Source organism: Lactobacillus sp. UCMA15818 (assembly GCF_030400225.1).
GTDB lineage: Bacteria > Bacillota > Bacilli > Lactobacillales > Lactobacillaceae > Liquorilactobacillus.
The window spans coordinates 422,523-447,568 of the sequence record NZ_VJYB01000002.1 but is presented as its reverse complement, the minus strand read 5'-3'; the positions used below and the strand labels follow the sequence as shown (position 1 = coordinate 447,568).

The 25,046-nt window shown below is 36.2% G+C and carries 26 protein-coding genes, 1 tRNA gene and 1 other annotated feature; of the genes, 9 read left to right on the top strand and 18 right to left on the bottom strand.

What is annotated here, in order from left to right:
• The first annotated feature begins 53 nt into the window (after positions 1–53).
• The 4 genes from FFX44_RS05175 (at position 54) to FFX44_RS05160 (ending at position 2,502) form a co-directional block, all read left to right on the top strand.
• Complete coding sequence (locus FFX44_RS05175) at positions 54–986, top strand: glycosyltransferase family 2 protein (RefSeq protein ID WP_289978557.1); 933 nt, start codon at positions 54–56, stop codon at positions 984–986.
• Between the two features lie 251 nt (positions 987–1,237).
• The gene (locus FFX44_RS05170) at positions 1,238–1,414 is read left to right on the top strand and encodes a hypothetical protein (protein ID WP_289978555.1); all 177 of its coding nucleotides are present in this window, start codon (positions 1,238–1,240) and stop codon (positions 1,412–1,414) included.
• 90 nt (positions 1,415–1,504) lie between these two features.
• On the top strand, positions 1,505–1,780 hold the full coding sequence (locus FFX44_RS05165) for a hypothetical protein (protein ID WP_289978553.1): 276 nt from the start codon (positions 1,505–1,507) through the stop codon (positions 1,778–1,780).
• A gap of 230 nt (positions 1,781–2,010) precedes the next feature.
• On the top strand, positions 2,011–2,502 hold the full coding sequence (locus FFX44_RS05160; protein WP_289978551.1) for a TspO/MBR family protein: 492 nt from the start codon (positions 2,011–2,013) through the stop codon (positions 2,500–2,502).
• A gap of 204 nt (positions 2,503–2,706) precedes the next feature.
• Here the strand turns inward: FFX44_RS05160 and FFX44_RS05155 are convergent, their stop codons facing one another.
• Positions 2,707–3,972 carry a divalent metal cation transporter gene (locus FFX44_RS05155; protein ID WP_289978549.1) on the bottom strand — a complete coding sequence of 422 codons (1,266 nt, stop codon included), beginning with the start codon at positions 3,970–3,972 and terminating at the stop codon, positions 2,707–2,709.
• 358 nt (positions 3,973–4,330) lie between these two features.
• Here FFX44_RS05155 and FFX44_RS05150 point away from each other — a divergent pair, with 358 nt between their 5' ends.
• Positions 4,331–4,609 (top strand): hypothetical protein, encoded by a 279-nt coding sequence (locus FFX44_RS05150; protein WP_289978548.1) that lies wholly within the window; start codon positions 4,331–4,333, stop codon positions 4,607–4,609.
• Positions 4,610–4,752: 143 nt separating this feature from the next.
• Here FFX44_RS05150 and FFX44_RS05145 read toward each other — a convergent pair.
• The 11 genes from FFX44_RS05145 to FFX44_RS05095 all read right to left on the bottom strand — a co-directional run bounded on the left by FFX44_RS05145 (position 4,753) and on the right by FFX44_RS05095 (position 14,394).
• Positions 4,753–4,840: transfer RNA gene (locus FFX44_RS05145), tRNA-Ser, on the bottom strand.
• A 58-nt stretch (positions 4,841–4,898) separates the two neighbouring features.
• Entirely contained in the window at positions 4,899–5,648 is a 750-nt protein-coding gene (locus FFX44_RS05140) for an NADPH-dependent oxidoreductase (protein WP_289978547.1), read from the bottom strand.
• 69 nt (positions 5,649–5,717) lie between these two features.
• Positions 5,718–6,050 carry a hypothetical protein gene (locus FFX44_RS05135; RefSeq protein ID WP_289978544.1) on the bottom strand — a complete coding sequence of 111 codons (333 nt, stop codon included), beginning with the start codon at positions 6,048–6,050 and terminating at the stop codon, positions 5,718–5,720.
• 219 nt (positions 6,051–6,269) lie between these two features.
• A complete protein-coding gene (greA, locus tag FFX44_RS05130; protein WP_289978541.1) occupies positions 6,270–6,746 on the bottom strand; it encodes a transcription elongation factor GreA in 477 nt (158 codons plus the stop codon).
• Positions 6,747–6,771: 25 nt separating this feature from the next.
• On the bottom strand, positions 6,772–7,428 hold the full coding sequence (gene udk / locus FFX44_RS05125; RefSeq protein ID WP_289978539.1) for a uridine kinase: 657 nt from the start codon (positions 7,426–7,428) through the stop codon (positions 6,772–6,774).
• A gap of 23 nt (positions 7,429–7,451) precedes the next feature.
• Positions 7,452–8,585, bottom strand: coding sequence for an endolytic transglycosylase MltG (mltG, locus tag FFX44_RS05120; RefSeq protein WP_289978536.1), 1,134 nt, complete (start codon positions 8,583–8,585; stop codon positions 7,452–7,454).
• A 152-nt stretch (positions 8,586–8,737) separates the two neighbouring features.
• Entirely contained in the window at positions 8,738–11,143 is a 2,406-nt protein-coding gene (pheT, locus tag FFX44_RS05115) for a phenylalanine--tRNA ligase subunit beta (RefSeq protein WP_289978533.1), read from the bottom strand.
• A 6-nt stretch (positions 11,144–11,149) separates the two neighbouring features.
• Entirely contained in the window at positions 11,150–12,196 is a 1,047-nt protein-coding gene (gene pheS / locus FFX44_RS05110) for a phenylalanine--tRNA ligase subunit alpha (protein ID WP_289978531.1), read from the bottom strand.
• A 115-nt stretch (positions 12,197–12,311) separates the two neighbouring features.
• Positions 12,312–12,546, bottom strand: a binding site (T-box leader).
• 41 nt (positions 12,547–12,587) lie between these two features.
• On the bottom strand, positions 12,588–12,926 hold the full coding sequence (locus tag FFX44_RS05105) for a helix-turn-helix domain-containing protein (protein ID WP_289978528.1): 339 nt from the start codon (positions 12,924–12,926) through the stop codon (positions 12,588–12,590).
• A 92-nt stretch (positions 12,927–13,018) separates the two neighbouring features.
• Positions 13,019–13,519 (bottom strand): HD domain-containing protein, encoded by a 501-nt coding sequence (locus tag FFX44_RS05100; protein ID WP_289978527.1) that lies wholly within the window; start codon positions 13,517–13,519, stop codon positions 13,019–13,021.
• Between the two features lie 101 nt (positions 13,520–13,620).
• The gene (locus tag FFX44_RS05095; protein ID WP_289978525.1) at positions 13,621–14,394 is read right to left on the bottom strand and encodes an RNA methyltransferase; all 774 of its coding nucleotides are present in this window, start codon (positions 14,392–14,394) and stop codon (positions 13,621–13,623) included.
• Positions 14,395–14,598: 204 nt separating this feature from the next.
• On the opposite strand from FFX44_RS05095, the gene FFX44_RS05090 reads away from it, so the two are divergent.
• The 4 genes from FFX44_RS05090 to FFX44_RS05075 all read left to right on the top strand — a co-directional run bounded on the left by FFX44_RS05090 (position 14,599) and on the right by FFX44_RS05075 (position 17,510).
• Positions 14,599–14,871 (top strand): acylphosphatase, encoded by a 273-nt coding sequence (locus FFX44_RS05090; RefSeq protein ID WP_289978524.1) that lies wholly within the window; start codon positions 14,599–14,601, stop codon positions 14,869–14,871.
• Between the two features lie 109 nt (positions 14,872–14,980).
• Positions 14,981–15,901, top strand: coding sequence for a membrane protein insertase YidC (gene yidC, locus FFX44_RS05085; protein WP_289978522.1), 921 nt, complete (start codon positions 14,981–14,983; stop codon positions 15,899–15,901).
• A gap of 224 nt (positions 15,902–16,125) precedes the next feature.
• Positions 16,126–17,061 (top strand): AEC family transporter, encoded by a 936-nt coding sequence (locus FFX44_RS05080; RefSeq protein WP_289978519.1) that lies wholly within the window; start codon positions 16,126–16,128, stop codon positions 17,059–17,061.
• 38 nt (positions 17,062–17,099) lie between these two features.
• Entirely contained in the window at positions 17,100–17,510 is a 411-nt protein-coding gene (locus tag FFX44_RS05075; RefSeq protein ID WP_289978514.1) for a MarR family transcriptional regulator, read from the top strand.
• A gap of 21 nt (positions 17,511–17,531) precedes the next feature.
• On the opposite strand, the gene nth is transcribed toward FFX44_RS05075, so the two are convergent.
• The 6 genes from nth to FFX44_RS05045 form a co-directional block, all read right to left on the bottom strand.
• Entirely contained in the window at positions 17,532–18,179 is a 648-nt protein-coding gene (gene nth / locus FFX44_RS05070; protein ID WP_289978511.1) for an endonuclease III, read from the bottom strand.
• Between the two features lie 4 nt (positions 18,180–18,183).
• Positions 18,184–18,906, bottom strand: a complete 723-nt coding sequence (locus FFX44_RS05065) for a DnaD domain-containing protein (protein WP_289978510.1) — start codon at positions 18,904–18,906, stop codon at positions 18,184–18,186.
• An 80-nt stretch (positions 18,907–18,986) separates the two neighbouring features.
• Entirely contained in the window at positions 18,987–20,288 is a 1,302-nt protein-coding gene (gene asnS / locus FFX44_RS05060) for an asparagine--tRNA ligase (RefSeq protein ID WP_289978509.1), read from the bottom strand.
• A gap of 13 nt (positions 20,289–20,301) precedes the next feature.
• Positions 20,302–21,483, bottom strand: coding sequence for a pyridoxal phosphate-dependent aminotransferase (locus tag FFX44_RS05055; RefSeq protein WP_289978508.1), 1,182 nt, complete (start codon positions 21,481–21,483; stop codon positions 20,302–20,304).
• A 19-nt stretch (positions 21,484–21,502) separates the two neighbouring features.
• Entirely contained in the window at positions 21,503–21,997 is a 495-nt protein-coding gene (locus FFX44_RS05050; protein ID WP_289978506.1) for a DUF5590 domain-containing protein, read from the bottom strand.
• A gap of 90 nt (positions 21,998–22,087) precedes the next feature.
• Positions 22,088–24,889, bottom strand: coding sequence for a helicase C-terminal domain-containing protein (locus FFX44_RS05045; protein ID WP_289978505.1), 2,802 nt, complete (start codon positions 24,887–24,889; stop codon positions 22,088–22,090).
• Positions 24,890–25,046 lie beyond the last annotated feature (157 nt).

The following is a 25,046-nucleotide window of genomic DNA, read 5'->3' as shown; positions in this document are numbered from 1 at the left end:
CTTTAACGTTATAATTAGCGGAGCAATCATTATCGATTGGAGACAATAAATAGATGACTAAAAAAATTTCCATCATAGTACCCTGTTTTAATGAACAGGAGACAATTCCATTATTCTACCAAGCAGTTAATGCTCTTATCCCACAACTGCGCAATTATTCCTTAGAGTATATTTTTATTGATGATGGTTCAAGTGATAATACACTCCTTGAAATACAGACCTTAAATGAGAACGATCCCCAAAATGTTCATTTCATTTCATTTTCCAGAAACTTTGGCAAAGAAGCTGCACTCTATGCAGGTCTTCAGACAGCTACAGGAGACTTGGTCGCAGTTATGGATGTTGACTTGCAAGATCCACCAGAACAGCTTCCATTGATGCTCTCAGGAATTTTAGATGAGGATTATGAAATTGTCGGCACTCGGCGTGTAAATCGTAAGGGAGAACCCCCTATTCGTTCACTTTTTTCTATCCTTTTTTATAAACTAATGAGTAAAATTTCTGATGTTCCAATGATTCAAGGTGTCAGAGATTATCGGTTAATGACTCGTAAAGTTGTTGATTCGATCCTTGAAATGGGTGAGTACAACCGCTTTTCAAAGGGTATCTTTAATTGGATTGGCTTTAAAACAAAATATTTAGAGTATGAGAATCGTGATCGTGTTGCAGGCAATACTTCTTGGTCCTTCTGGAAACTCTTTCGCTACTCAATCGAAGGAATTGTAAATTTCTCAGAAATCCCACTTTTAATTGCTTCTTTTGCAGGTTTCTTTACCTTTGCATTATCAATACTTTTCATGCTTTTTATTATTGCCCGTAAAATATTTTATGGCGGCAGTGTTGATGGCTGGGCTTCATTAATTACTATAATGGTCGGATTAGGCGGACTACAACTATTTTGTCTAGGGATTGTTGGCAAGTATATTGGCAATATTTATTTGGAAGTAAAAAATAGACCTTTATATATAGTTAAAGAGAAAAAATAGAAATATCATTAATCATTAGCCTTCGTTACAACCTTAAAAGATTAATTTCAAGCATTTTAGAGAGACTATGTCAAAAGTTAAATTTTGATTTAGTCTCTTTTTTGTATTAAATGCTACACCTTAGACTACCTTGAGGAATTGGTTAAGGCACTGCAACAAGAAACACAGCTAACTATTAATTTTGTTTTATTTGAAAATCAACGTTGGCCTAGTACTGACCGATTAATCTCATATAGCAGGAGTAAACAAAAATGAATGATAGGGAAAAAATTGATGATGAATTTGCTGAATATTTCTTTAAGAATTTCTATCAGGACCGCGGGATGCGCAAATGGCAAGGTTCCTTTTTAAGTGATCATACTCAAGCACTAAAGAAACAACATAAAGAATTATCGAAAATGATTATTGCTCCTATTCTGTTATTTTAAAATTTTTAATAGATCAAATTTATTTTGTTAACCGACTCGTATATTCTACAATTTTACTATGATACTATAAATGTAAAGGGGTTGTTTAATATGGGAGTAGTTGGAAAAAGCGGAAAAAAATTTGCTTATGACTCTACAGATTTAGTAAATAACTTGCAAAAAGAAATTGATGTTTATGGTGAATTTGATTGCTGGACCACCTTTTTCCTAAGAGATGGGGTACGAATTTATACTTCTTATTTGAAGAAAGAAATGGACCACTCGGAAAAGTACAAGGTAAAAAACATGCGGAAATCTAATGAATATTTAGAAGTTATCCAAGCAAAAAATTTACTTAATAAATTTAAAAAACAAAATAAGTTATAATTTATTGTTGATACTAAAATTCACTCGCAATTCAACACACATTCTCCACTAGCTTTGACAATTAATTAATACAAAATAGCGACAGTTTTCTTGTAGTTGAGCCCTTCTGGGTTGCCTTTTTAATTTCTTTATTCCGTTTTGCTATTAAACATTGCCAATTTTTATGTAAATCATATTCCATGCTTTGCTAATTAATTAATGCTACACTCGAATTAAAAGGAGTTGTCCAAATGTACGAATACAAAAAGAAAATTAAATTTAATTGGCTACATCTAATTGTTTTTATACTTATCATTGAGCTAATTGGTGGTCTATCAGCTTTATTCGCAGGAGATATTAAAGGTATCTATAATAATCTGCACCTCCCTTTTCTATCTCCACCCGCTTATTTATTTGGAATCGTTTGGCCCTTTCTTTATGTCTTAATTGCCATCTCTGGTTATCTAATTTATCAACGCTACTCATTGAGACGAACTAAAATAGTAGACTATTCCCTATTCGTTGCCCAATTAGCGCTAAACTTCATCTGGAGTATTATTTTCTTCAGAGAGAATTCATATTGGCTAGGATTTGTAATAATACTTGTACTAGATTTTATCGTTCTAACCTGTATCGTTCATTTTTCCAAAACCAGCCGCTTAGCATCAATCCTGATGATTCCATATCTGCTATGGATTATTTTTGCATCTTATCTCACTCTAGGAGTCGCCATCTTAAATTGACTTCTGCTAATGACTTATGTTCTCACTTAAATGAGACACTACAGACTACAGTAGCCAGAAGATTTTGACCTATGAGAGAATGTTTATTTGAACTCAAGAAAGAGGGGGCTGGGTCAAAAGTTAAATTTTCCCGACTTATGGCTCTCTCTTTTATTATACATATGTCTAAATTCTGTCATGCTTAATATATTGAAATTATGCATCTCACCAGATATTAGCAACAGGTCCAATCATGTACATTCCAAAGGCCATGACAATAATGCATAATATCGTGACCGTCCACTTATAAATTCCCTTCATTTGATATTCTTCAGGTATTACCTTAGCTTCAAGAACTAACAAAAAACCGAGCACAATTGGAAGCAGTAATGCATTCATAACTTCAACAGCCACCGCCATATTTACCAATTCAAAATTTGCAAGTACCAACACAGCCCCCACTATGTGTGCTAAAGCATAGATTATATAAAATCCTGCTGTTTTATGATTCAATGGTTCATTTAAACTATGCTTCCAGTTGAGTACTTCGGTAATCCCCCAAGTACCAGCTAACGCAACAACTAGTGCAGCCACCATGGCACCGCCTAAAATACTTGCCCCGATTAAAATTTTTGCTGTCATGCTCCCAATAAATGGTGATAAAGCTCTAGCCAAATCACTTACTGAATTCAAGGAACCAGAGAAATTGCGATTTCCAACTGTTGCTGCAAATGCGATTACAAAAATCAACATTATTCCCTGTGTTATTAAAGTTCCCACAAAAGTATCATGACGCGCCTTCGTAATCGAATGTACATCTAACCTCTTGTCAACGACTGCTCCTTGTTGATAAAAAATCATCCATGGCATAATTACTGCACCAACATTAGCTGCTACCAAATAAACATATGATGAATGCCTCCAAGGTATGGTAATTAGGCCCTGTACCATTTGTGACAAACTCGGTCGAATAATAATTATTGCAATAATAAATGCTAATTCAGCTGACCCAATCACCACTCCAATTTTCTCTACCCGTCGATAACTTCCAATAAATGCGATTCCTACTAATAAAATGGTAGCAAGTGGAACCGTGATCCATTTTGATATTCCAAATAGTTCTCCGACACCTGCGATCCCTATAAACTCAGTTAATAACGCTCCAATTGCAGAAATTGCCAGTGTTCCTGCTGAAAGCCAAGCCCATCCAGTGCCAAAATTTTCGCGAATTAGTTCCCCATGTCCTTTATGTGTCACAATTCCTAATCGGACTGTCATTTCTTGAGCCATATATAAAATTGGAATTAAAAGTATTTGCGGTAAAATCATTGTATATCCCCACTGTGCTCCCGATTGAGCAGCAGTAATCAGGCAGCCTGCATCTGTGTCCGCAAGCATCACAATTAGCCCCGGTCCCCAAACCTTTAACCATTGATATTTTGAGACTTTTCCCTTCTTCACCTGCACTTTTTTTGTAATATTTATCTGCAAATTAATCACTCCTCTAATATTACTAACTATATTACTACCTCTAGAAGTATTTTTAAATAGCAAACACAAAATGTAGTGTACATTTAAAAATTGCACACAATATGTTGAAGAATGATAACTGCTATATTTAGTTGTGTTAAACAAATAAACTTAATTAAAATTGGCCATAGATATTTTTAAACAATATCAACTAAAAGATAAAATAAGATCATGAATATCCATAAGTATTTTACAAAGTTAACATTAACCAATTAGTAATAAAATAATTATTCGAAGTTGTGAAAATAACTTAGCTAATATAAAAACTAATTTTTTATGGATAGATTGTGATATCATAAAAATAAAGGGTATGATTTTAATGCATCTAATTGGGAAAAGTGGTAATCCATTGATCCATGACTGCAACTATCTGATAGATCTGCTGAAAGAAGATATTGAACTACACGGGGATTTTACTTGTTGGTGCACTTTTAAGATTTTTGATGGAATCAAACTGTATACTTCCTATATGAAAGTTAATAATTATCGAACCGAAGGAATTAACCTAAGTAACCATCATCGAAATGGAGAATATTTCGAGAGTATTCAAGCTGTGGACCTGCTCAAAATATTAAAAAAGCGCAATAAAATTGAGTGAAAAATAAGGCTGAAATTTCGTAATCTGTGCAAATTGTGCACTAAACACTTTCAAAATAACGTATATTAACGTAAGTAAAAAAATAGAAACGCTGATATATCAACGTTTCCGGATGTATATAATTAAGTAAAATTAATAAAATAAGGAGAGTACAGGATTTGAACCTGCGCGCCGGTATAAACCGGTTCGCCGGATTTCGAGTCCGGTGCATTACCACTCTGCCAACTCTCCAACAACGATAAACATTATATCAATTATCCGAGTGGAATGCAATGCAATCAAAGACTATTTATTTTAAGCAGAGGCCCTGACTATGCAAAGTCTCTAATAATTCATCTCGCTTAGTTTCTTTTGTCCCTAACTTCTTTGAACTCACTTGCTTTGTAAATGAGTCAATTCGGCGATTAGAGTCTCGTAAATCATAATATGTCTGTACAGTCTCATCATATTCCTTTAAATCAGCCACATTAATCTTATGATATTCATTTTCAAAGAAGACTGACTCTAATGGCAAGCGTGGTTTCAATTGTGGCTTCTGATCTGCAATCCCTACCTGTAATCCAAGTATCGGAAAAGTCATCTCTGGTAGATTTAATACTGTCAATAATTCTTTTGGACTATTGTTAACACTCCCTAAAATAACCGCTCCCAATCCCATACTTTCAGCTGCATTAACCGTATTTTGTACTGCCAAAACAGTATCCTCCACACCTTGCAAAAAAATGTCTGTTTGATGCAATCTACCATCATCTTTGCCTAACTGTCGTCGAATGCTCTGATTTCGATGTAAATCAACTATGAAAATAAATAGATCACCATCTGCTCCAACATATTTTTGCCCTGAAATTTCCCTGATTTGTGCCCTTTTTTTCTCGTCAGTAATATGCAATATGGAAAATTGCTGCATAAACATACTTGAAGAGGTATGACGCGCTACCTCTGCTAGTGTATTTAACTGCTCCACTGTCAGTTTCTGCTTTTTAAAAGCCCTAATTGTTTTATGAATAATCTGCTGGTTAACAATTGCATTTTTAATCATCTAATATAGCACTCCTTTATATAAACCGATGGAATAATTCTACCACTTGCTTTGTAATCTGGGAATCTTTTATTTCAGCTTTAACTCAAATAAATCTTCTTTGATAGAACCATCACGATATACAAATGCAGTATATGCTGTTCCCGTCATCGCTCCTTTGGCAAGTGCAGTTTTAGAAATTGCCTTTACAAAGAATTTCTCATCATCATCCCATAGGCAATTCCATATCCAGTCTCCATTATTGTTACCCAATTGCCCTTCTACTATAGAAATTGCATCATTTTTATTATGTACTTTGATTAGCTCAGGTCCATCAGGAACAATTGCTAATTTGCTCTCCAGATTTACTGTTTCTTCAACGAGTTCATTTGGTAAAAAGCTCTCACGATTATCTTTTTCCAAAATTTTCTCCTTGTTTTTTCTATACAATACTATTCCAACCAAAGAAGCAGAGATACAACAATAAATAAGTATTGATTTTTTCATATATTAACGACCCTTTCATTTGCATATTATAACCCAATTTTTGACAAATTAATGTATGTCTAAATTAAATTTATAATTTACGAGGAACAAAAAAATCACAACATATTACCTGCTGTGATTTCCTTTAATTATTTCTTATTTAACTTCAGTAATCTTAACTTGCATTGAACCACCAGGAGTTTCGATCTCGACAACCTCTCCTAAACGATGACCCACTAATCCCTTTGCAATCGGTGATTCATTTGATATTTTCCCAGCAAGTGGGTCCGCCTCTGCCGCTCCAACAATTGAGTACGTTTCAGGTTCTTCATCAGGCAATTCCTGGAATGTGACCGTCTTTCCAACTGCGATTTCATCAGCATCAATATTACCGTTATCAATAATTTCAGCATGGTTCAACATTTGTTCAATTGTCTTTATTCGTCCTTCAACAAAGGACTGTTCATCTTTGGCTGACTCATATTCAGAATTTTCAGATAAGTCACCAAAACTCCGTGCAATCTTGATTCGTTCAATAATCTCTGAACGTTTTGTTGTCTTAAGTGTATTTAATTCTTCCGCTAACTTTTGCTTTCCCTCAATGGTCATCGGGTATGTTTTTTCTCCTGCCATATCTTATGACTCCTCTCAAAATAAATTAACTGTGCGAATGTCTATTATGCCGAAGAACATCACGAATCTTCGTTGTTAATAAATCAATCGCTACTTGGTTTGCCCCACCTTCAGGCACAATAATATCTGCGTACCGCTTGGTAGGTTCAATAAATTGATGATACATTGGTTTAACTGTTCGCAAGTACTGTGAAATTATTGATTCCAATGAACGCCCACGTTCTTCAGTATCACGTTTTATTCGTCTAATAATTCTAATATCATCGTCAGTATCAACAAAAATTTTAATATCCATCAGGTTGCGCAAACGTTGATCATTAAGCACAAGAATTCCTTCAACAATTATTACTTCCTGTGGATTTTTTATTAATACCTTGTTACTCCTAGTATGTGCACTATAATCATACACCGGAACTGCAACTTGCTTCCAATTCAAAAGATCTTGCAGATGTTCAATCAGCAAATCAGTATCAAAAGCATCTGGGTGGTCATAATTAACCTTTATCCGTTCTTCAAAAGACATCTCACTTTGATTTTTATAGTATGAGTCTTCCTGAACCATCAAAAGTGAATGCTGCTTCAATTGATTAAATATTGCCATACTTACAGAAGTTTTACCACTGCCCGAGCCCCCTGTAACTCCAATAATAACAGGTCGTTTCTTGCCCGAATTTGCCGTCATTTCTTGTTTCTCCTTTGCTTCTTTTAATTATTGTCTTTTGCTAACTTAGCAGTTAGTTTTTGGTGCTGCGCATATGTTTGTGAATAGTATACTTTACCAGTCTTGATATTCGCAATGAAATACAAATAATTTTTGTCTCTATCGGTTGGATTTAACACTGCATTTACTGAATCAATGCTTGGATTATTAAATGGTCCAGGACCCACACCTGTACTTTTGTACAAATTATAAGGTGAATCAACCTTCAAATCCTTATAAGTAACTGTTTTTTTATGCTTTCCAAGAGCGTACAGAACAGATATGTCTGACTGGATTTTCATATTCTTGTCTAATCTATTCTCAAAGACGCCTGCAATCTTCTTCCGGTCTGAATCGGTTACACCCTCTCGTTCTACTAGTGAAGCAAGAGTTAGTACCTGTTGCACAGTCCACCCTTTTTTACTGATCTGTGAATAATAAGGTTTCATCATTTCATCGGTCTTCATAACCATTGAAGTAATTAACTGTTTTAATGTACTTTTCTTTGCGACAGTATAAGTTGCAGGGTACAGATATCCCTCTAACTTGTATCTTACATTTTTTGCATCCACTGCTGATCCCAACAAATCAGGATACTGTTCCTTTAATTCATTTAGAAAAGTTTTACTATTCAATAATGCTAGGAAAGCTTTCTTCTTGAATTGTGTCTTTTTCTGGATTACATCACCAATTTGGTCAGCTGTAACACCTTCGCGGACAAGCACTTTCCCCGAATTCTGTGACTCGCTTGCGCCACCTTTTTGCAACTTGAGAGCTATTTGCTTTAAAGTCATAGAGGGTTTTAACTCATAATAACCCGCCTTAAATTGTCCATATTTTTTTGCTTTAACATAATAGTCAAAAACAAAACCGCTTTTAATTACTTTTTTATTCTCTAAAATACTACCAATTTGTTTAGTTGTGCTGCCAATTGGCACTTTAACCTCGATTACTTTACTGCTCCCAGGACTCAACGGCTGCTTCGCGCTTTCAAAGTAATGATGACCGATAATTCCTATAACAACTAATAAAACAACTATCAGGAGCAACACACCTCGAACAATTCGATTCGCAAAAAGTTTATTATCCGTATTCTTATTGCTTTGCAAATCTTTATTGTCGTCATTCTTATTATTCAAAGTATCCCTCCATTCGAAATACACTATCCAGTTCATTATACATAAGATTTCTTGAATTTGCATCAAGATTCAATAATACTTAATGTATAAAAAATTAGCCTATACGAAAAAAGCCACAGATTCACTACTCTCTATAGCTTTTTTGTATCAGATTAACGAATTTCTACATTAAATTTTGCTTGTAACTTACTCATTACTTTTTCAAAATCAGCGGTGACATCATCATCTTCCAAGGTTTTTGAGCTATCACTGTATGTTAACTCATATGCCAACGATTTTTGTTCAGTACTTATTTTGCCGCCTTCATAAACATCAAAAAGCTGCACATTACTTAAAATTTTGCCACTTTGTTTCTTAATAAAATTAACAATATCAGCATTTGCAATCTCCTTGCCGACAGCCATTGCAACGTCACGCGTGATAACAGGATATTTTGACACTGGTTGATATACAATTAGTTCATTATTAAAGTCAATAATCTTTTGCAAATCAAGTTCAAAGACGTACGTTCTTCCAATCCCATATTCCTTAGAAATATTTGGATGAACCTCCCCCACAAAACCGATAAAGAGATTACCTATAAAGATGTCAGCTGTTCGCCCAGGATGCATTTCTTCATGCTCTTGTGAAGCTCTGTAATTGACATCTGTAACCCCCAGCACAGTTAGCAAGTGCTCCACAATTCCTTTGGTAACATAAAAATCAATCTGCTTCTTCTCATCATGCCATGATTGCGCTGAATATAGCCCCGTCATTGCGGCAGCCACATGTTCAACTTCGCGCGGCCGATCATTATCCACATCACGATAAAAAACACGTCCCTGTTCATATAGCATCACATCTGAAACCTTGCGTGCATTATTATAAGCAACATCATCCAGTAAACCACTAATCAGATTCATTCTGACGGTTGTTCGATCCGAACTCATTGGAAAATTCAATCTAGTTGATTGAGCATCTTCCATCATAAACCTTTGTGCTTTCTTATCTGAAGTTAACCCATAAGAAATTGCCTGCATCAATCCTGATTCTTCCAAAATACTTCTTGTATCCCGAATTACTTGTTGTTTATACGTATATTTCCCAGGTGTTAATTCGCCACTAGGCAATGTTGCTGGTAAATTATCATAACCGTAAATTCTTGCAACTTCTTCAATCAAGTCTGCGGGAATACTGATATCCCATCTTCTTACAGGAACAGAAACTGTGAAATTACCATTTTCTTCTTCAATTGTAAAACCAAGCCTTTCGAAAATATCCTTGATTTCTGCAATTTGTAATTCAGTACCTAGCACATCATTAATTTTTTTAGTTGAAATATTAATAATCACTGGCTGAATACTATCTTGCGTACCAGCTACACCTGCAACGATTTTCCCATTGCCCAATTCAGCAATCAACTGAGCTGCCATATCAAGTGCTTCTGCAACCGTTCCGCGATTAATTCCACGCTCAAATCGCATAGCGGCTTCACTATGCAAATTATGCTTTCTAGCAGTTTTACGAATAGCCGATGAATTGAAAACAGCAGCTTCGAGTGCAATAACCTGTGTTTCAGCAGAAATACCACTATTTAAACCGCCCATCGTCCCAGCTAGAGCAATTGGCCCATTATCATCAGCAATCACAATATCATTTGGTAAAAGCTTCCTTTCTTCTTCATCAAGTGTCCGTAATGTTTCACCTGACTTAGCAAGACGAACTTCAATGCCTTTACCAGCAATTTTCTGATAGTCGAAAGAATGTAATGGTTGACCATAATCGAGTAAAATATAGTTTGTCACATCAACAACGTTGTTCATTGGGCGAATACCAGCATTCCACAAACGTCTTTGCAACCACATTGGACTTTCTTCAACCTGCACATCTTTGATAATTCGCAGCAAATATGTAGGAGATAGTTCTTTATCAGCTGTCACTTGAATATAATTAGAAATCTTATCGGTTAGATCCTCTTGTAATGCAGGCTTCTTTAAGATCACTTTCTGATCATAAATCGCGGCAAGTTCATGCGCTGTACCCCTCATGCTCAACATATCGGCTCGATTTGGTGTAACATCAAGGTCGATGATGTCTTCATCCATCCCCAAGTATGAATATACTGGTTCGCCAGGCTTAGCATCATCTGGAAGAAGGTATATTCCGGCAGCGTAGGCCTTGGGCACAACACTTTCTGAAAATCCAATTTCTTGAAGCGAACAAATCATTCCTTCAGAAACTTCGCCTCGCATCTTACTTTTTTTGATTTTCACATTTCCTGCAATTCGTGAATTAGGCAACGCTACAATTACTTTCTTGCCTGCAGCAATGTTGGGTGCACCACAAACAATTTGCAATAATTCAGCTGCTCCAACGTCAACTTGGCAAATATTAAGATGATCTGATTCGGGATGTTTTCTCACTTCGACAGTGGCACCAACCACAATCTTCTTTAAATTCTTATCAAGTCTAGAAACACCGTCAACTTCAACTGCCGTTCTTTCAATTTTCTCAGCTAGTTCTTCTGGATTAATATCTAAGTCAATATAATCCTTGAGCCATTTTGTAGAAACCTTCATTTATCTCTATCCTTTCTGCGCAAATTGTGATAGGAAACGAACATCATTTAAATAAAACTCGCGGATATCATCAACCCCATATTTTAACATTGCAAAACGATCTGGGCCTAATCCAAAAGCAAAACCACCGTAGACTTCTGCATCAATTCCTGCCATTGTTAAAACATTCGGATGAACCATCCCTGCTCCTAAAACTTCAATCCAACCAGTTTGCTTACAGACAGTACAACCCTTGCCCCCACACTTAAAGCAAGAAACATCTACCTCAACTGAGGGCTCAGTAAACGGAAAATAACTAGGCCGCAATCTAATTTCACGCTCATCCCCAAAGATAGTTCGTGCGATACTCTGCAAAGTTCCCTTCAAGTCGCCCATCGTAATATGTCGATCAATGACAAGACCCTCGACTTGGTGAAATTGGTGAGAATGTGTCGCGTCGTCAGTATCACGCCTATACACTTTACCGGGTGAAATCATTTTCAATGGGCCTTTAGCAAAATCATGCTTTTCCATGGTACGAGCTTGTACTGGAGAAGTTTGTGTACGCATCAAAATTTGTTCGGTAATATAAAAAGTGTCTTGCATATCACGTGCAGGATGATCCTTTGGTAAGTTCATCATTTCGAAGTTATAATGATCTTCCTCAATTTCAGGTCCGTCCACCACTTGATAACCCATTCCAAGAAAAAGCTTCTCAAGCTGATCAATAACCTGCATTATAATGTGCGGCTGTCCCGCCTTGACTGGAACACCGGGTAAAGTAACATCAATTTTTTCTTTCTCAAGCTTTCTGGCAATTTTACTTATTTCTAATTTCTCACGGCGTTGCGTAATTGCTGCTGTCAATTCATCACGCACCTTATTTGCGAGACTACCCACAACAGGCCTTTCTTCTTTTGAAAGATCTTTCATTCCGCGCAACACTTCTGTGATGGGACCCTTCTTACCTAACAAATTAACCCGAATCTCATTAATCTTCTTTAAATCTTCAACAGTATCAATTTCACTTAAAGCTTTAACTTTTAGTTTTGTTAATCTATCTTTTAAGTCCATTTGTTTTTTCCTTTCTTGTTCATTCATACATAACGGGAACTATCAAGAAACAGTCCAAATCAAAATTTAACTTTTTGCACCGTTTCCCTCTCAAGACAAAAAGACCCCATCCCATCAAAGGGACGAGGTCTCGCGGTACCACCCTTGTTCTAGCTAATATAACGCAAATGTTATTACTACCCAGCACTTTCATGTTAACGCCCATGTAAGCGGCACATCATTCATTATGACTAAATTCCGATGGCAACTAAGGAAATGAAATTCAGATAATCTTATATGGAATAATTTCAGCCAATATATTCCTCTCTGACTATAAAAAAAATCCTACTATTTTCCGTCAATGTCTTTACTCTTTATAGAGTCTATACTCTCACATGTAATCCGTCAAGCCTTACTTGCAATCATCAAGTGTATACCATTTTTTTGCCCAATCATGCAATTCACCCATGACACAGCGAAGATTTTCGCCACGCTCAGTTAAACTATAAACTGGCCTGCAACTATCCTCATATATCACGCGTTCAAGCAGTCCTTCTTCTTCCAGTTCCTTAAGGCGTTCAACCAAAACACGATCACTGCACTTATCGACCTTGTTAGCAAGATCCCGAAAGCGTTGAGGTCCTTCAGTTAATAAAACATCAATTATTAACCCATTCCATTTTCTTCCCAAAATACCGAAAGTTTTTTCAAATCGTGGGCATTGAACATAGGTTTCAACTACTTTTTGCACTATCTTCACCTCCAAAACTTATCCTAACATATTTATAATTACACGAAAAAAGCCTCACCGTCAAATAAAAAGGCGAAGTTTTTCCAACTTTATTATTTCACAAAACCTAAATGCTTCTTTAAGCGGCTCTCATAACGATTAAATAAAGGCACACTAACTTCAGATGTAGCTTCATATTTATCAACCATCGTTACAATATAGCCTTCAAGATAGCGGGGAGGAGCCACAGTTGCACCCCACATATGCTTGATTATGATATCACGTTCCATTGCGGATAAATCCGTAATCTTCTTTGCATTTCGTACAGCAATTCGTGGATGAATCCATGCATGCGTTCCATTATCAAACTTAGTTGTGCGCCAATCATAATAAAACAAATCATGAAGTAATCCAGCCCTTGCAGTTGAACGAGCATTCAAATGCATTCTCTTCGCAATTCGATAACTATCAAAAGAGACTGCAATCGAATGCTCTAAACGATTTGAAAAATAATGTTGCTTAAAATCAGCTAATCGTTGAACTTCAGGAGTCTCAAGAAGCTCGCCTACATAACTCATATATTCTGAATCATCTTGCCATTCATTCTTTTTCATGCAATACACCTCTTAATAAAGTTATCTCTATCATACCTAAATCAGTATAATTTGCAATTATTAAATATTGAACTTGGAAGTTTATAAACTAATCTTAATAATTAGCTTTTTAAGGTGTACATTAAGATTCCAGCAGCGACTGCCACATTTAAAGATTCTGCCTGCCCAATGATTGGGATATATAAATTATACTTAGTCATTTCCAAATGTTTAGCTTGAACACCGTTACCTTCATTACCCATTATTAACCCAAAATCAGAATACTTGCCAATCTCGTCATAACTTTTGGCATCCTTGTTTAGTTCAGTCCCAAACGTAGGAATTTCCTTCTTTTTCAGTTCAGCAATGAAAGTTGTCAAATCAGACTGCAATAATTGTAAATGAAACTGGCTTCCCTGCATTGAACGAACAACTTTTGGCTGATACAAATCGCCAGTTCCATCTCCAAATACAACACCTCTGAAACCTGCTGCATCTGCTGTTCGAATCATAGTTCCAATATTTCCAGGATTTTGAACACTGTCAAGCAACAACCATGCACCAGTTAAATCTGACGGTAGCACATTTTTCGATTCATCAATCATAATAATCGCAAAAACACCTTGTGGACTGGGAGTTTCACTTAAAGCATGGGCAACTTCAGGAGAAATATATGTAATCTCTGCTTTTGTCACATTAAATTCGTTGAATTCATCAACATACCGCGAATCTGGTACAATTAAGAAACGCTGAATACTTTCATTAGCTTGCAGTGCTTCTTTAACAAGATGCCAACCATCCAAAATATATTGTTTTTGATTTAAACGTCCTTTTTTAGAAGAAAGCTTTTTCCATTCCTTAACCTGTTTATTCTGGGGTGACTGGATAATTTCCATTAATATCTTCTCCAATTTAATAATTTCTAAACAAGTATAGCATATAACGATCAACTTAAATCATACTAATATATAATGAAACAAAGCATCTAATCGGAACAACATGTGAGTGGGTAAATTAGAAGTTATCATGTGGTAACCAGAATGCAAGTAACTAACTAAAATTTGTAAGAATTAATTTATATAATACGAGGAGTGTTTATCATGAAATCTATTAAAATAACAATCCAGGGCAGAGTACAAGGCGTTGGTTTCCGTTATTGTACAAAAATGGTAGCTGATCAATTAAATATAACTGGAATCGTGAAAAATCAAAGTGATGGTTCAGTCTATATTGAAGCACAAGGTAATCCGCAAGCAGTTCACAACTTTGCCAAGAAAATTATCGCGTCACCCAGTCCCAGCGGCCGTGTTTCCAATTACACTATTGCTGATAACGAGATAAAAGAATATACGTCATTTGAAGTAACCCTTTAGTTAAAAATTCAATATTTCTTAATAAATTATTATATTGTGAAGTGTAATTGAAAAAGTACTATATATAAAGTATAGTAAATAGCGTAGTTTATTTGAAAGGAACAATACAATGAAAAAAATAAAGCGTCTTACTATGTTACCAGTGTTCGTTGTCGCTTCTTTGATTTTAAGCGGCTGCGTTCAAAGAACTAAAAGCGGTAAACCATATGGCTTAATCTACGATCATTTAGCTATACCCACGCAACACGTTATCAATTGGCTAACAAGTGTAATGGGAGGCAGCTACGGTTGGGCAATAATAGCAATCACCTTTATTGTAAGAATGTGTCTCATGCCCTTGATGCTAAGACAAGCCCGTGGTGCAACAATCCAGCAAGAGAAGATGGCTTCTGTTCGTCCACAAATGGCTGATATTCAAGAACGTCAGAAAAACGCATCCTCAACTGAAGAAAAGACAGCAATTAGCCAAGAAATGATGGCACTGTATCGTGAAAATGGTATTTCCATGACAGGTGGAATTGGTTGTTTGCCATTACTTATTCAAATGCCGATTTTTGCAGCTCTATACGCAGCAATTCAATACTCGCCTGAATTGTCAAAAACTGTTTTCATGGGAATCAATCTAGGAAATCCAAGTATTATCCTTGCTGTTTTAACGGTTATCATCTATGGGATACAGGCTTATCTTTCACTCCTTGGAGTTGCTCCAGAGCAAAAAAAGCAGATGCAGTCAATGCTTTTTATCACACCAATCATGTTAGGCGGAATGACATTTGTCTCACCTGCTGGTTTGGGACTGTATTTCTTTGTTGGTGGAATCTTTGCTTGTTTGCAAACTATTTTGGTAAATGCAATGCGACCAAAAATCCGTGCAGAAATAGAAGCTGAATTAAAGAAAAATCCACCTAAGAAAATAGTAACTCCTGCAACTCCAGTAGTTGAAAAACCTGAGAGTAAAAAGGGAAATAATAATAATGTATCAACTAATAACCGTTCGCGCAATGCGGGAAAACAACATCGAAATAAATAGAATCACAGTTTGTTGGTAAGTAAACAACGGTATAGCTGGATGAAGTTAAGGGAGCTGGGTCAAAAGTTAAATTTTGATGCAGCTCCTTTATTTATTCCGTATAAACGTGTTTCATAAGTTTCTTGACAAAAAAGAGTTACAATTTCATAATAGTTAACTAGTTAACCATTATTATTTAATTTTTTCAAAAAATACCAGTTTTAGCTATTAAGGAGAAAATTCAGATGAATATCGACTTGTTATTCAATCAAATTATCCTGATGTTTGGTTTAATGTTAGTTGGTGTTTTAACTAATAAGTTGAAATTCCTTCATGAACAAACTGCCAATGATCTAACCAATATTTTGCTTTACATTGTATCTCCATGCCTAATTATCAAATCTTTTGAAACTCCTTACTCTGCCAGCCGCGTACATATCTTTTTAATGATTGCACTTGGAACATTCATTTTGTATTTAGTTCAAATTTTTTTGTCCAGTCTCATATTCAAACACGTTAAAGATCGCAATATGCGTCGAATATCAAAATTTAGTAGCGTATATTCCAATGCTGGTTTTATAGGTATTCCACTTGTTAGCTCCTTATTTGGTTCTAGCGGTGTCTTCTACGCTGTGGTTCCTTTGATTTTCTTCAATCTTTTTAATTGGACACATGGCATATCAATGTTTGTCACATCAAAAACCGAACATAGTATTAGCCAAAAATTTCGTAAAGTTCTGTCTAATCCCAATATTATTGCCATTATTTTGGGTCTGAATATTTTTTATTTCTCAATTGAATTACCTGCACTACTTAATCAAATTATTAAGTATATTAGTTCAATTAATACCCCAGTTTCGATGCTTGTAATCGGAAATAGTTTGGCCAATATTAGCCTTAAAAAATGCAAGTTAACCCGCCCAATCATTATCTCACTAATTCTTCGTAATATATTCTATCCGTTACTAACGCTTATTATTATGCCTTTGCTTGGGATAAGTGGTCTTGCGTTATCAACAATAATTCTAATGATGGCCTGTCCAGTTGGCGGAATAGTTGTCTTGTTTACGCTTCAAATTCACGATAACGTTAGCCCTGCAATTACATTGATGGGGATTTCAACTCTCTTGAGTCTTATCACTATTCCGTTCATTTTTTTTATTAGTAACTTATTTATTTAGCTTGACAAACACATCAAACGGGAAGGAGGATACCTACTTTGGTTCAAATTAATGAAAAAGATCTTGCGCACTCACTCAACCAAGTTTCGCGAAAAATTACTAATTTATTAAATGATCATCTCAAAGAATACGGAATTTATGCTTCACAATATCAATTATTGGTAAATATTAATCGTTACAACAATAGTACATCTAAAGAATTAGCAGCCAAACTCAACGTTAATCCAGCTGCAACTAGTCGTACTTTAAAAAGTATTGAACAACAAGGACTCATCACACGTAAACAAACATCAGATCGCAGAGCTTATCAAATAGCAATAACTAACAAAGGGCATGATCTTCTTTTAAAATTATCTGAGCGCGATACTGCTATATTTCAGAAGTTCTTTGCTCCTTTAACTCCTAACGAGAGGACAGCGTTATTAGAAATACTTACTAAGCTATTTTGATGTAATTAATAGTTACGACCTTTAATTTGTTCTCACACGTTCTTTTCCTTCCGCACACATTTCAAGTAATGGGCAAGTTTCACATTTAGGTGAACGAGCCATGCATTGGTATCGTCCCCAATATATCATCCTAAAATGTGCAACAATCCAAACAGATTCCGGGAGTTTTTTCATCAAAGTCCGCTCAATTTTTAGCACATCAGCATCTTGTGCAACCATTCTCAGGCGCTTAGATACTCTGGTAACATGGGTGTCAACAGCAATTGCAGGTATCCCAAAACATTCAGCCAGAACAACGTCCGCAGTTTTTCTCCCAACACCCGGCAACGACATCAATTCCTTGCGCGATTGTGGCACAACTCCAGCGAAATCCGCAACAATTTTTTGCGCACATGCAACCAAGTACTTTGCTTTATTACGATATAGTCCGATTGTTCTAATCATTGCCATCACAACAGTGACATCAGCTTCTGCCAATTCATGCGGTGTCCTATATGTTTCAAAAAGCTTAGGCGTTAACATATTCACGGCTTTATCAGTTGTTTGCGCACTCATGATAACAGCTAATAAAAAATGAAAATCTGTATCCGCAACCAGCGAAGAATGTGCATCAGGAAATGATTCACCCATTATTTCAATTGCCTGCAAACATTCTTCATTAGATAACATTAACTTACTCCTTTTTGTTATTATTTGACCAATGATATAAAGGAATACTTGGTCTGTCTGGATCACTTTTCGTTCTGCCCTGACTCGCCGAGCTATCCTGGGTTTTCATCCTTTTTCTTTGTTGTTCTCGTTGTACATCCTGTGCAGATCGAATATTTTGTCTTTCCCAACTTAACAAAATTCGGTCAATATACTTCAGACTGTATGCCTGATTCAGCACCGCTTCTCTCAATGCCAACAGAATCAATTCAGGTAAATAATTGTCCTTGTGCAGCCATAGATTAACCGTTTCAATCTCAATGGGTGATAACGGCCTACCAAACTCAACTTCAATGCTTTGAAAAACCTTTTCTTGAGTGGACTTAAAATCTTTGTTCACCAGAGACTTTTGTTTTTGTTGTTCCAACATTATTAGTTTTTCGAACAATTTTTTAAATTGATAGATATCATGCTTAATCCCACTTTCATCTTGAATACTAGTTATTTCCATAATGTTCTTTTGGATCAAGCTATGCATTGCTTGATAAACTTCAGCTTCACTTTTTCCCATCCGCTTGGAGATGAGCTCTACTCCTGGGAAAGAATTACCTGCTTGAGTTGCACTCATTATCTGAAATACCAATATCATTTCGGTCTCATTCAAACCAAGCAGCGGATAATTATAAAGAATAAGATTAGAAATAGTTGTCTGTCCTGCTTTAAGATATTCTTCAAATGCTTTATCCATTCATACTCCCCACTCTTCATTTTTAAATAAAAAGCCGTCAAGATAATATACATTACCCTAACTGCTTTTAGCTTACTTCCTTATGGATAGATTCTGTTCAATAAACGTGGAAATGGAATTGCCTCACGAATATGTTCCTCACCAGTAAGCCATGTAATTGCACGCTCAAGTCCCAAACCAAAACCAGAATGAGGCACACTACCATAGCGACGTAAGTCTAAGTACCATTGGTAATCATCTTTATTTAATCCAGCTTTTTCAATTTGTGTCTCTAAGAACGCTGGATCAGTCGCTCTTTCAGAACCGCCGATAATTTCACCATAGCCCTCAGGTGCCAGTAAGTCAGCACATATCACAACATCTGCGCGTGTCGGATGTGGCTTCATGTAAAAAGGCTTAATTGCTTTAGGATAATTCACAACAAAAACCGGCTTGCTAAAGTGTTCAGCCAAATATGTTTCTTCTGGAGAACCGAAATCCACGCCCCATTCTATGTCAGAGAATTCACCCGATTTTTGCAACATTTCAATCGCTTCATCGTAAGAAATTCTTGGGTATGGGAGTTCAGTATACTTTTTCAAAACAGCAACATCACGTTCCAAAATTCCAAGCTCGTAGGTACAATTATCGATTATGCTTTGAACTAAGAATGCAATGTAACGTTCCTGAATTTCTAGACTTTCTTCTTGATGCATAAAAGCCATTTCTGGCTCGATCATCCAGAATTCAATTAAATGCCGCCTTGTTTTAGATTTTTCGGCTCTAAATGTCGGACCAAATGAAAATACTTTGCCATAAGCCATGGCACCAGCTTCTTCATAAAGCTGTCCCGACTGAGAAAGATAGGCATCTTTATCGAAATACTTGGTGTGAAAGAGTTCCGTTGTTCCTTCTGGAGCAGAACCCGTCAAGATTGGTGCATCAATCTTGATGAAACCTTCTTTGTTGAAAAACTCATAGGTTGCCCTAATTACCTCGTTGCGAATTTTCATTACTGCAAATTGGCGTTTGGAACGCAACCATAAATGACGATGATCCATTAAAAAGTCGACACCATGTTCCTTAGGCGAGATTGGATAGTTCTCACTTGCCCCAACTTTTTCAATTCCTGATAATTCTATTTCATACCCAAATGGTGAACGCTGATCCTCATGGATAGTCCCTGTCACGTAGAGACTTTCTTCTTGCTTGACTTCTTTAGCAAGAGCAAAAACTTCTTCGCTAACATTATTTTTAACTACCACTCCTTGGAAAAATGCTGTTCCATCACGTAATTGCAAAAAAGCAATTTTTCCGCTTGATCGCTTATTTGTAAGCCAAACTCCAATCTTCACTTCTTCACCAATGTGATTTTTTGCGTCAATAATACTAATTGTCTTCAACAAAAGAATCCTCCTACATACGTTTTTCAATAAATGCTTTTATTCTCTTAACAGCCTCTTCTAAACTCTCTAAATCAGTAGCATAACTCATTCTTATATGGTCAGACATACCAAATGCACTTCCAACAACGACTGCCACATGGGCCTCAGATAACAATGCTGCCACAAATTCAGCAGTAGAGGCAAAGCCTGTCAATTTTACAGTTTCCTTAACATTAGGAAACAGGTAAAATGCGCCTTGCGGCTTATTTTCCAAAGTAACTCCGGGTAATGCAGTTAATTCAGGATAAATTTTATTCAGTCTTTCTTCAAAAGCATTCCGCATATCTTCAACTACTTCCTGCGGACCCGTTAATGCCTCAAGCGCAGCATATTGACTGACTGCAGCAAGATTACTTGTCGCATGTCCAATCAATGCGCCCATTTTCTTAATTACTTCAGCCGGAGCAATTGTATAACCAATTCTCCAACCTGTCATTGAGTAAGCCTTGGACAAACCGCTAACCAAAATCGTCTGCTTTCTAATCTCATCACTAAGCTCAATCAGAGATACAAAATGCGCCCCATTATATACCAACTTACCATACATATCATCAGTAATAATCACAATATCATGTGCAACAGCCCAATTGCCAATTGCTTCAAGTTCATCCCGTGTATAAATCAACCCTGATGGATTCTGAGGTGAGTTGATAATCACAATACGTGATCTGTCTGTTCTTGCATTCTCAAGTTCTTCCACAGTTACCTTTAAACCGTTTTCTGGTGTAACAAATACAGGTACCCCACCTGCTAATTTCACTTGTTCACCATAGCTCACCCAATATGGTAGAGGTATTAAGACTTCATCACCTTCGTCCAACAACGTTTGAGCCAAAACATATAAAGAAAACTTGCCGCCCACTGTTACAGCAACTTGATTTGGCTCATAATTAACTCCAAAATCAGTCGCAGTCCTTATACAGATTGCTTTTTTTAGCTCATTGATTCCTGTAGCAGAAGTATAAAAATCAGATTTGCCTTCCTTAATTGCCCTAATTGCAGCTGCCTTGATATTCTTTGGTGTATTAAAATCAGGTTCACCAACGCCAAGATTAATAACATCAATTCCCTCAGATTTCATTTGTTTTGCTTTAGCTGATAATTCAAGTGTTGCTGATGGTTGGATTTGCATTACTCTTTTTGAAATTCTCATAAACTATGCCTTCAATCTACTAAATATTTTGAATAGACTTTACCGTGTTGCCATCTTTGTATGCATACAGAATATAGCAAAGGTTGTCCGACTTATTAAGATATGTTACTTCCCAAACAGGTTCATTAGACCAAAGTCCCAAAGCTGTCTTTAAGATTTTCTTAGGTTTTTCTTTTTTTGCCAATGAGACAGCATCTTCTTCAGTAATACCCTTTTTTTGCTGCAATATTTTTGTAGCTCCACCCTTTTTCGCAATAATAACATAAATCTTCTGCTTCTTAGAGTTGGTACCCGCTACAGTGAAGTAAGTCTTTTCTCTGTTGAATAAATAAAAATCTGTTTCTGTTTTCAAAGCAGCATGCTTGCGTGCAAAACTAACTGCATTCTTTTCAGCGGTTTCCTTCGGTGACTGTGCTTGCCACCAAATGATGAATACACCAAAAAGTAAAACCACTATGACAGCAACTGCAAAGAGTTTTTTTGTGCCGCTACGATAATCTTTTGCCCTCTTCATAAGAACCTCGCATATCATTTAATTAAATATATTGTTACCGACGTCCTTATTATTATAACAATAATAAACTTCTTTTTGAAGATAACGTCTCTAATTTTCCCAAAAATCAAACAAATAATTCTGAATTTCGGTTGACTCGATAATTCTTACTGGCATCTCATGTGGAAAAACTTCTCGTAATTTAGCACCATATGTTCTCGAGACCACCCGGCTATCCAAAACAATTACGACCCCCTTGTCTTCCTTTGTTCTAATCAATCGACCAAGTCCCTGTTTCAAACGAAACATTGCTTCTGGCAACGCAATTGTCTTAAACGAATCTTGCCCTTGGCTTTGTGCCAAGCGATACTTCGCACGATTGACCAAAGTATCTGGTGGCTGAAATGGCAGCCGTGTGATAACCAAAAGCTCCAACCGATCCTTAGGCAGATCAATGCCTTCCCAAAAAGTTCCTGATCCAAGTAAAACAGCATTGTCACCCAATTCAAACATCTTAATTATTTTTTCATTACTACCTGTAATTCCTTGAGCGATAATCAGTCTCTCGTCAGAAACCTCAGCTTGCCGTAAATAATCATAGATTTTAGAAATCATCTCAAGCGAATTGAATAAAATCATTGTCTGCTTATTATTATTGCTTAGAATATCCTCTATGACCCTGCCTAAATAGGCTACATAACCTTCAGTATCAGCGACGATATCAGGTGCATCAGCAATTAATAGTCCTAATGCTTGGTTTCGATAGTCAAAACTACCATTGAGTTTTAATACCTTCGTTTCCTTAGCCAAGTCAAGTTGATTTTTCATGTAATCTGAACCCTCCGGTAAAACTAGCGCGGCTCCGACAAAAAGTGTGTGTTCAAACTTCGAGTAAATAAAAGGTGAAAGATAATTATTTGTCTTAAAAAGTCCGAAACTAAGCCGTAAATGACCATTGATTTGCTTCGTTGGAATTTGGAGACTAATGACAGTTTCTTCAGCAATCTGATCAAGTTCATCGAGCTCGAATCGATGCCAGTTTTCCAATACCTTCAAAAGCTCAAGACCACCGTCAATAAAATCCAGTATAAATGTTCGCGTATTTCCATCCAATCTTTCTTGACTTTTAAATTCAATAAATTTTGTTTTCAACCGCAAGAGTTGTATCTGGAATTCTGCTTTAGCCTTAGCGATTTTTTGATAATCTACAAGATGTTCCTTTACAAAACCTTGAAATTTACTTGTCTTCACGGCAACTTCATTGAAAGCTGCTTCCTTATTTTCTTTTTCTTCTTTTCGCAGGAATCTTTGCTTGAGCAATTCCCGCAGTATAGGTACTCTCTTATCAATTACTCTAATTTGTGCTGCAATTTTTTTTGCTTCTGACGATGACAGAAAATATTGCTGTTCTAATTCTTTAAACGAAAAAGATCTTTGCGAGCCAATTTTAACTAAAAGTGTATCAGAAATAATTTTAATCAAATCAAAATCAATAACTGCTCGATTGCTCTTCAATGCAATGCTTCCAAAATGCTGTGCCTCATCAATAATCAACGATTTTTTTTTAAAGCCCCCGAGCCCCTCAGCATGATTCAACAGATAAGAATGATTTGTAATTATCAAATCAGCTGTCGCTTGTCTTAACTGCTGCTGCAACACAAAATCGTGTGTATAATAACTACTGCTGCTCTCAATACTTAACGGTCCTTTATGCCTGATGTCATCGAAAAGCGGATCCTGCATTTTTGTCAGATGAAGTTCACTCAAATCACCAGTCTTAGTCATTGTTAACCAAACAACTATTCGAAGTTGCAATAGCCGTGATGGTTTACTCTGCGGTTTGCTAAGAGACGAAACAAATTTCTGCAAGTCTATGTAATTATGGCTCCCCTTTAAAACAGCTACCGTAAAATTAAAGGGCATTATTTGTCTAAGAAGCGGAACTGTCTGCTCTAATAACTGCATTTGTAAAGTCGTGGTGGCTGTTGACACGACACTTGGATGTCCCTTGACAGCAGCATATAATGCAGGTATTAAATATCCTAGTGTCTTACCTAACCCAGTTGGTGCCTCAATCATCAGCTGCTTTTCTTCTTGCTGTATTAATAAATGATATGCTTCATCCATCATTTCTGATTGTGTTGGACGCCACTCTAAGAATTTACCAAACAACTTTTCTTTTTGTTCGCGCGTCTGTGGATAATCATGCTCCCTTGTCTTCTCAATCGTCAGCACTTCCGCTCTCAATACTAGTTCACCAACAGCTTCAAGATAATTTGGTAGACGTTCTGTCCTTGACCGCTGCTTTTTAAGAGCATCAGCAAAACAATCTCCTGTTTGGAAAAGAAGGTTTTCACGAAAACGATTGATTATTTTCAAAACCTGAACTGGTAGATTGTTAACCGCCCTTAACAGCAACAAGAAAAGCTTTGCTGTAACAAACGCATCACTGTCAGCATGATGTGGATGTTCATGTCTGATAGCAAAATACTCGCCAAGATATGTCAGGCGATAGCTTGGTAATGTTGGTAAAATAATTTGACTTAGCTGCACAGTATCGATTCCTTGAATACTCAGTTCTGGGTAGCCACAGCGTAAAAATTCTTCATTCAAAAAACGATAATCAAAATTAATGTTATGAGCAACAAATACCGTATCTTGCAACAAAGAATAAATTGTTCCTACTATGTCTTCAAAAAAAGGAGCTTTTCTGACATTTTTATCACTAATACCTGTTAGTTTTTGAACTTCAATAGGAATTGGTATTCCTGGATTAATCATTGTATTAAATGTGTTAACTATCTTTTGATTATTTATAAAAACACAACTGAATTGCAGCATCCGATTACTGCCATCCATACTCGTGCCTGTTGTCTCAATATCAACAACTGCATATGTGGTTGTCGAGCGCATTATAGTCCACCGACTTTCTAGCTTAATCTATTCGCAATTTTAGCACAAAAACAGATTTTTTACGTACTTTAGAGAAATTTATCTTGCAAAATACTTCAATAGTAATTAAAATTTTCCTTAATTGTGCTTTTAATTACAGATATTTGTTATATTAATG

Bases quoted from the DNA above. Each gene is read 5' to 3' on its own strand.
- pheT (WP_289978533.1), bottom strand. From the start codon at position 11,143: ATGAAGGTTTCTACAAAATGGCTCAAGGATTATATTGACTTAGATATT.
- FFX44_RS05065 (WP_289978510.1), bottom strand. From the start codon at position 18,906: ATGGATAAAGCATTTGAAGAATATCTTAAAGCAGGACAGACAACTATT.
- FFX44_RS05055 (WP_289978508.1), bottom strand. From the start codon at position 21,483: ATGAGAATTTCAAAAAGAGTAATGCAAATCCAACCATCAGCAACACTT.
- yidC (WP_289978522.1), top strand. From the start codon at position 14,981: ATGAAAAAAATAAAGCGTCTTACTATGTTACCAGTGTTCGTTGTCGCT.
- nth (WP_289978511.1), bottom strand. From the start codon at position 18,179: ATGTTATCTAATGAAGAATGTTTGCAGGCAATTGAAATAATGGGTGAA.
- FFX44_RS05170 (WP_289978555.1), top strand. From the start codon at position 1,238: ATGAATGATAGGGAAAAAATTGATGATGAATTTGCTGAATATTTCTTT.
- FFX44_RS05150 (WP_289978548.1), top strand. From the start codon at position 4,331: ATGCATCTAATTGGGAAAAGTGGTAATCCATTGATCCATGACTGCAAC.
- FFX44_RS05100 (WP_289978527.1), bottom strand. From the start codon at position 13,519: ATGAAAAAGAATGAATGGCAAGATGATTCAGAATATATGAGTTATGTA.
- FFX44_RS05165 (WP_289978553.1), top strand. From the start codon at position 1,505: ATGGGAGTAGTTGGAAAAAGCGGAAAAAAATTTGCTTATGACTCTACA.
- udk (WP_289978539.1), bottom strand. From the start codon at position 7,428: ATGACGGCAAATTCGGGCAAGAAACGACCTGTTATTATTGGAGTTACA.
- pheS (WP_289978531.1), bottom strand. From the start codon at position 12,196: ATGGACTTAAAAGATAGATTAACAAAACTAAAAGTTAAAGCTTTAAGT.
- FFX44_RS05175 (WP_289978557.1), top strand. From the start codon at position 54: ATGACTAAAAAAATTTCCATCATAGTACCCTGTTTTAATGAACAGGAG.
- FFX44_RS05160 (WP_289978551.1), top strand. From the start codon at position 2,011: ATGTACGAATACAAAAAGAAAATTAAATTTAATTGGCTACATCTAATT.
- FFX44_RS05050 (WP_289978506.1), bottom strand. From the start codon at position 21,997: ATGAAGAGGGCAAAAGATTATCGTAGCGGCACAAAAAAACTCTTTGCA.
- FFX44_RS05140 (WP_289978547.1), bottom strand. From the start codon at position 5,648: ATGATTAAAAATGCAATTGTTAACCAGCAGATTATTCATAAAACAATT.
- FFX44_RS05045 (WP_289978505.1), bottom strand. From the start codon at position 24,889: ATGCGCTCGACAACCACATATGCAGTTGTTGATATTGAGACAACAGGC.
- FFX44_RS05080 (WP_289978519.1), top strand. From the start codon at position 16,126: ATGAATATCGACTTGTTATTCAATCAAATTATCCTGATGTTTGGTTTA.
- FFX44_RS05095 (WP_289978525.1), bottom strand. From the start codon at position 14,394: ATGGAAATTATCCAGTCACCCCAGAATAAACAGGTTAAGGAATGGAAA.
- FFX44_RS05090 (WP_289978524.1), top strand. From the start codon at position 14,599: ATGAAATCTATTAAAATAACAATCCAGGGCAGAGTACAAGGCGTTGGT.
- greA (WP_289978541.1), bottom strand. From the start codon at position 6,746: ATGGCAGGAGAAAAAACATACCCGATGACCATTGAGGGAAAGCAAAAG.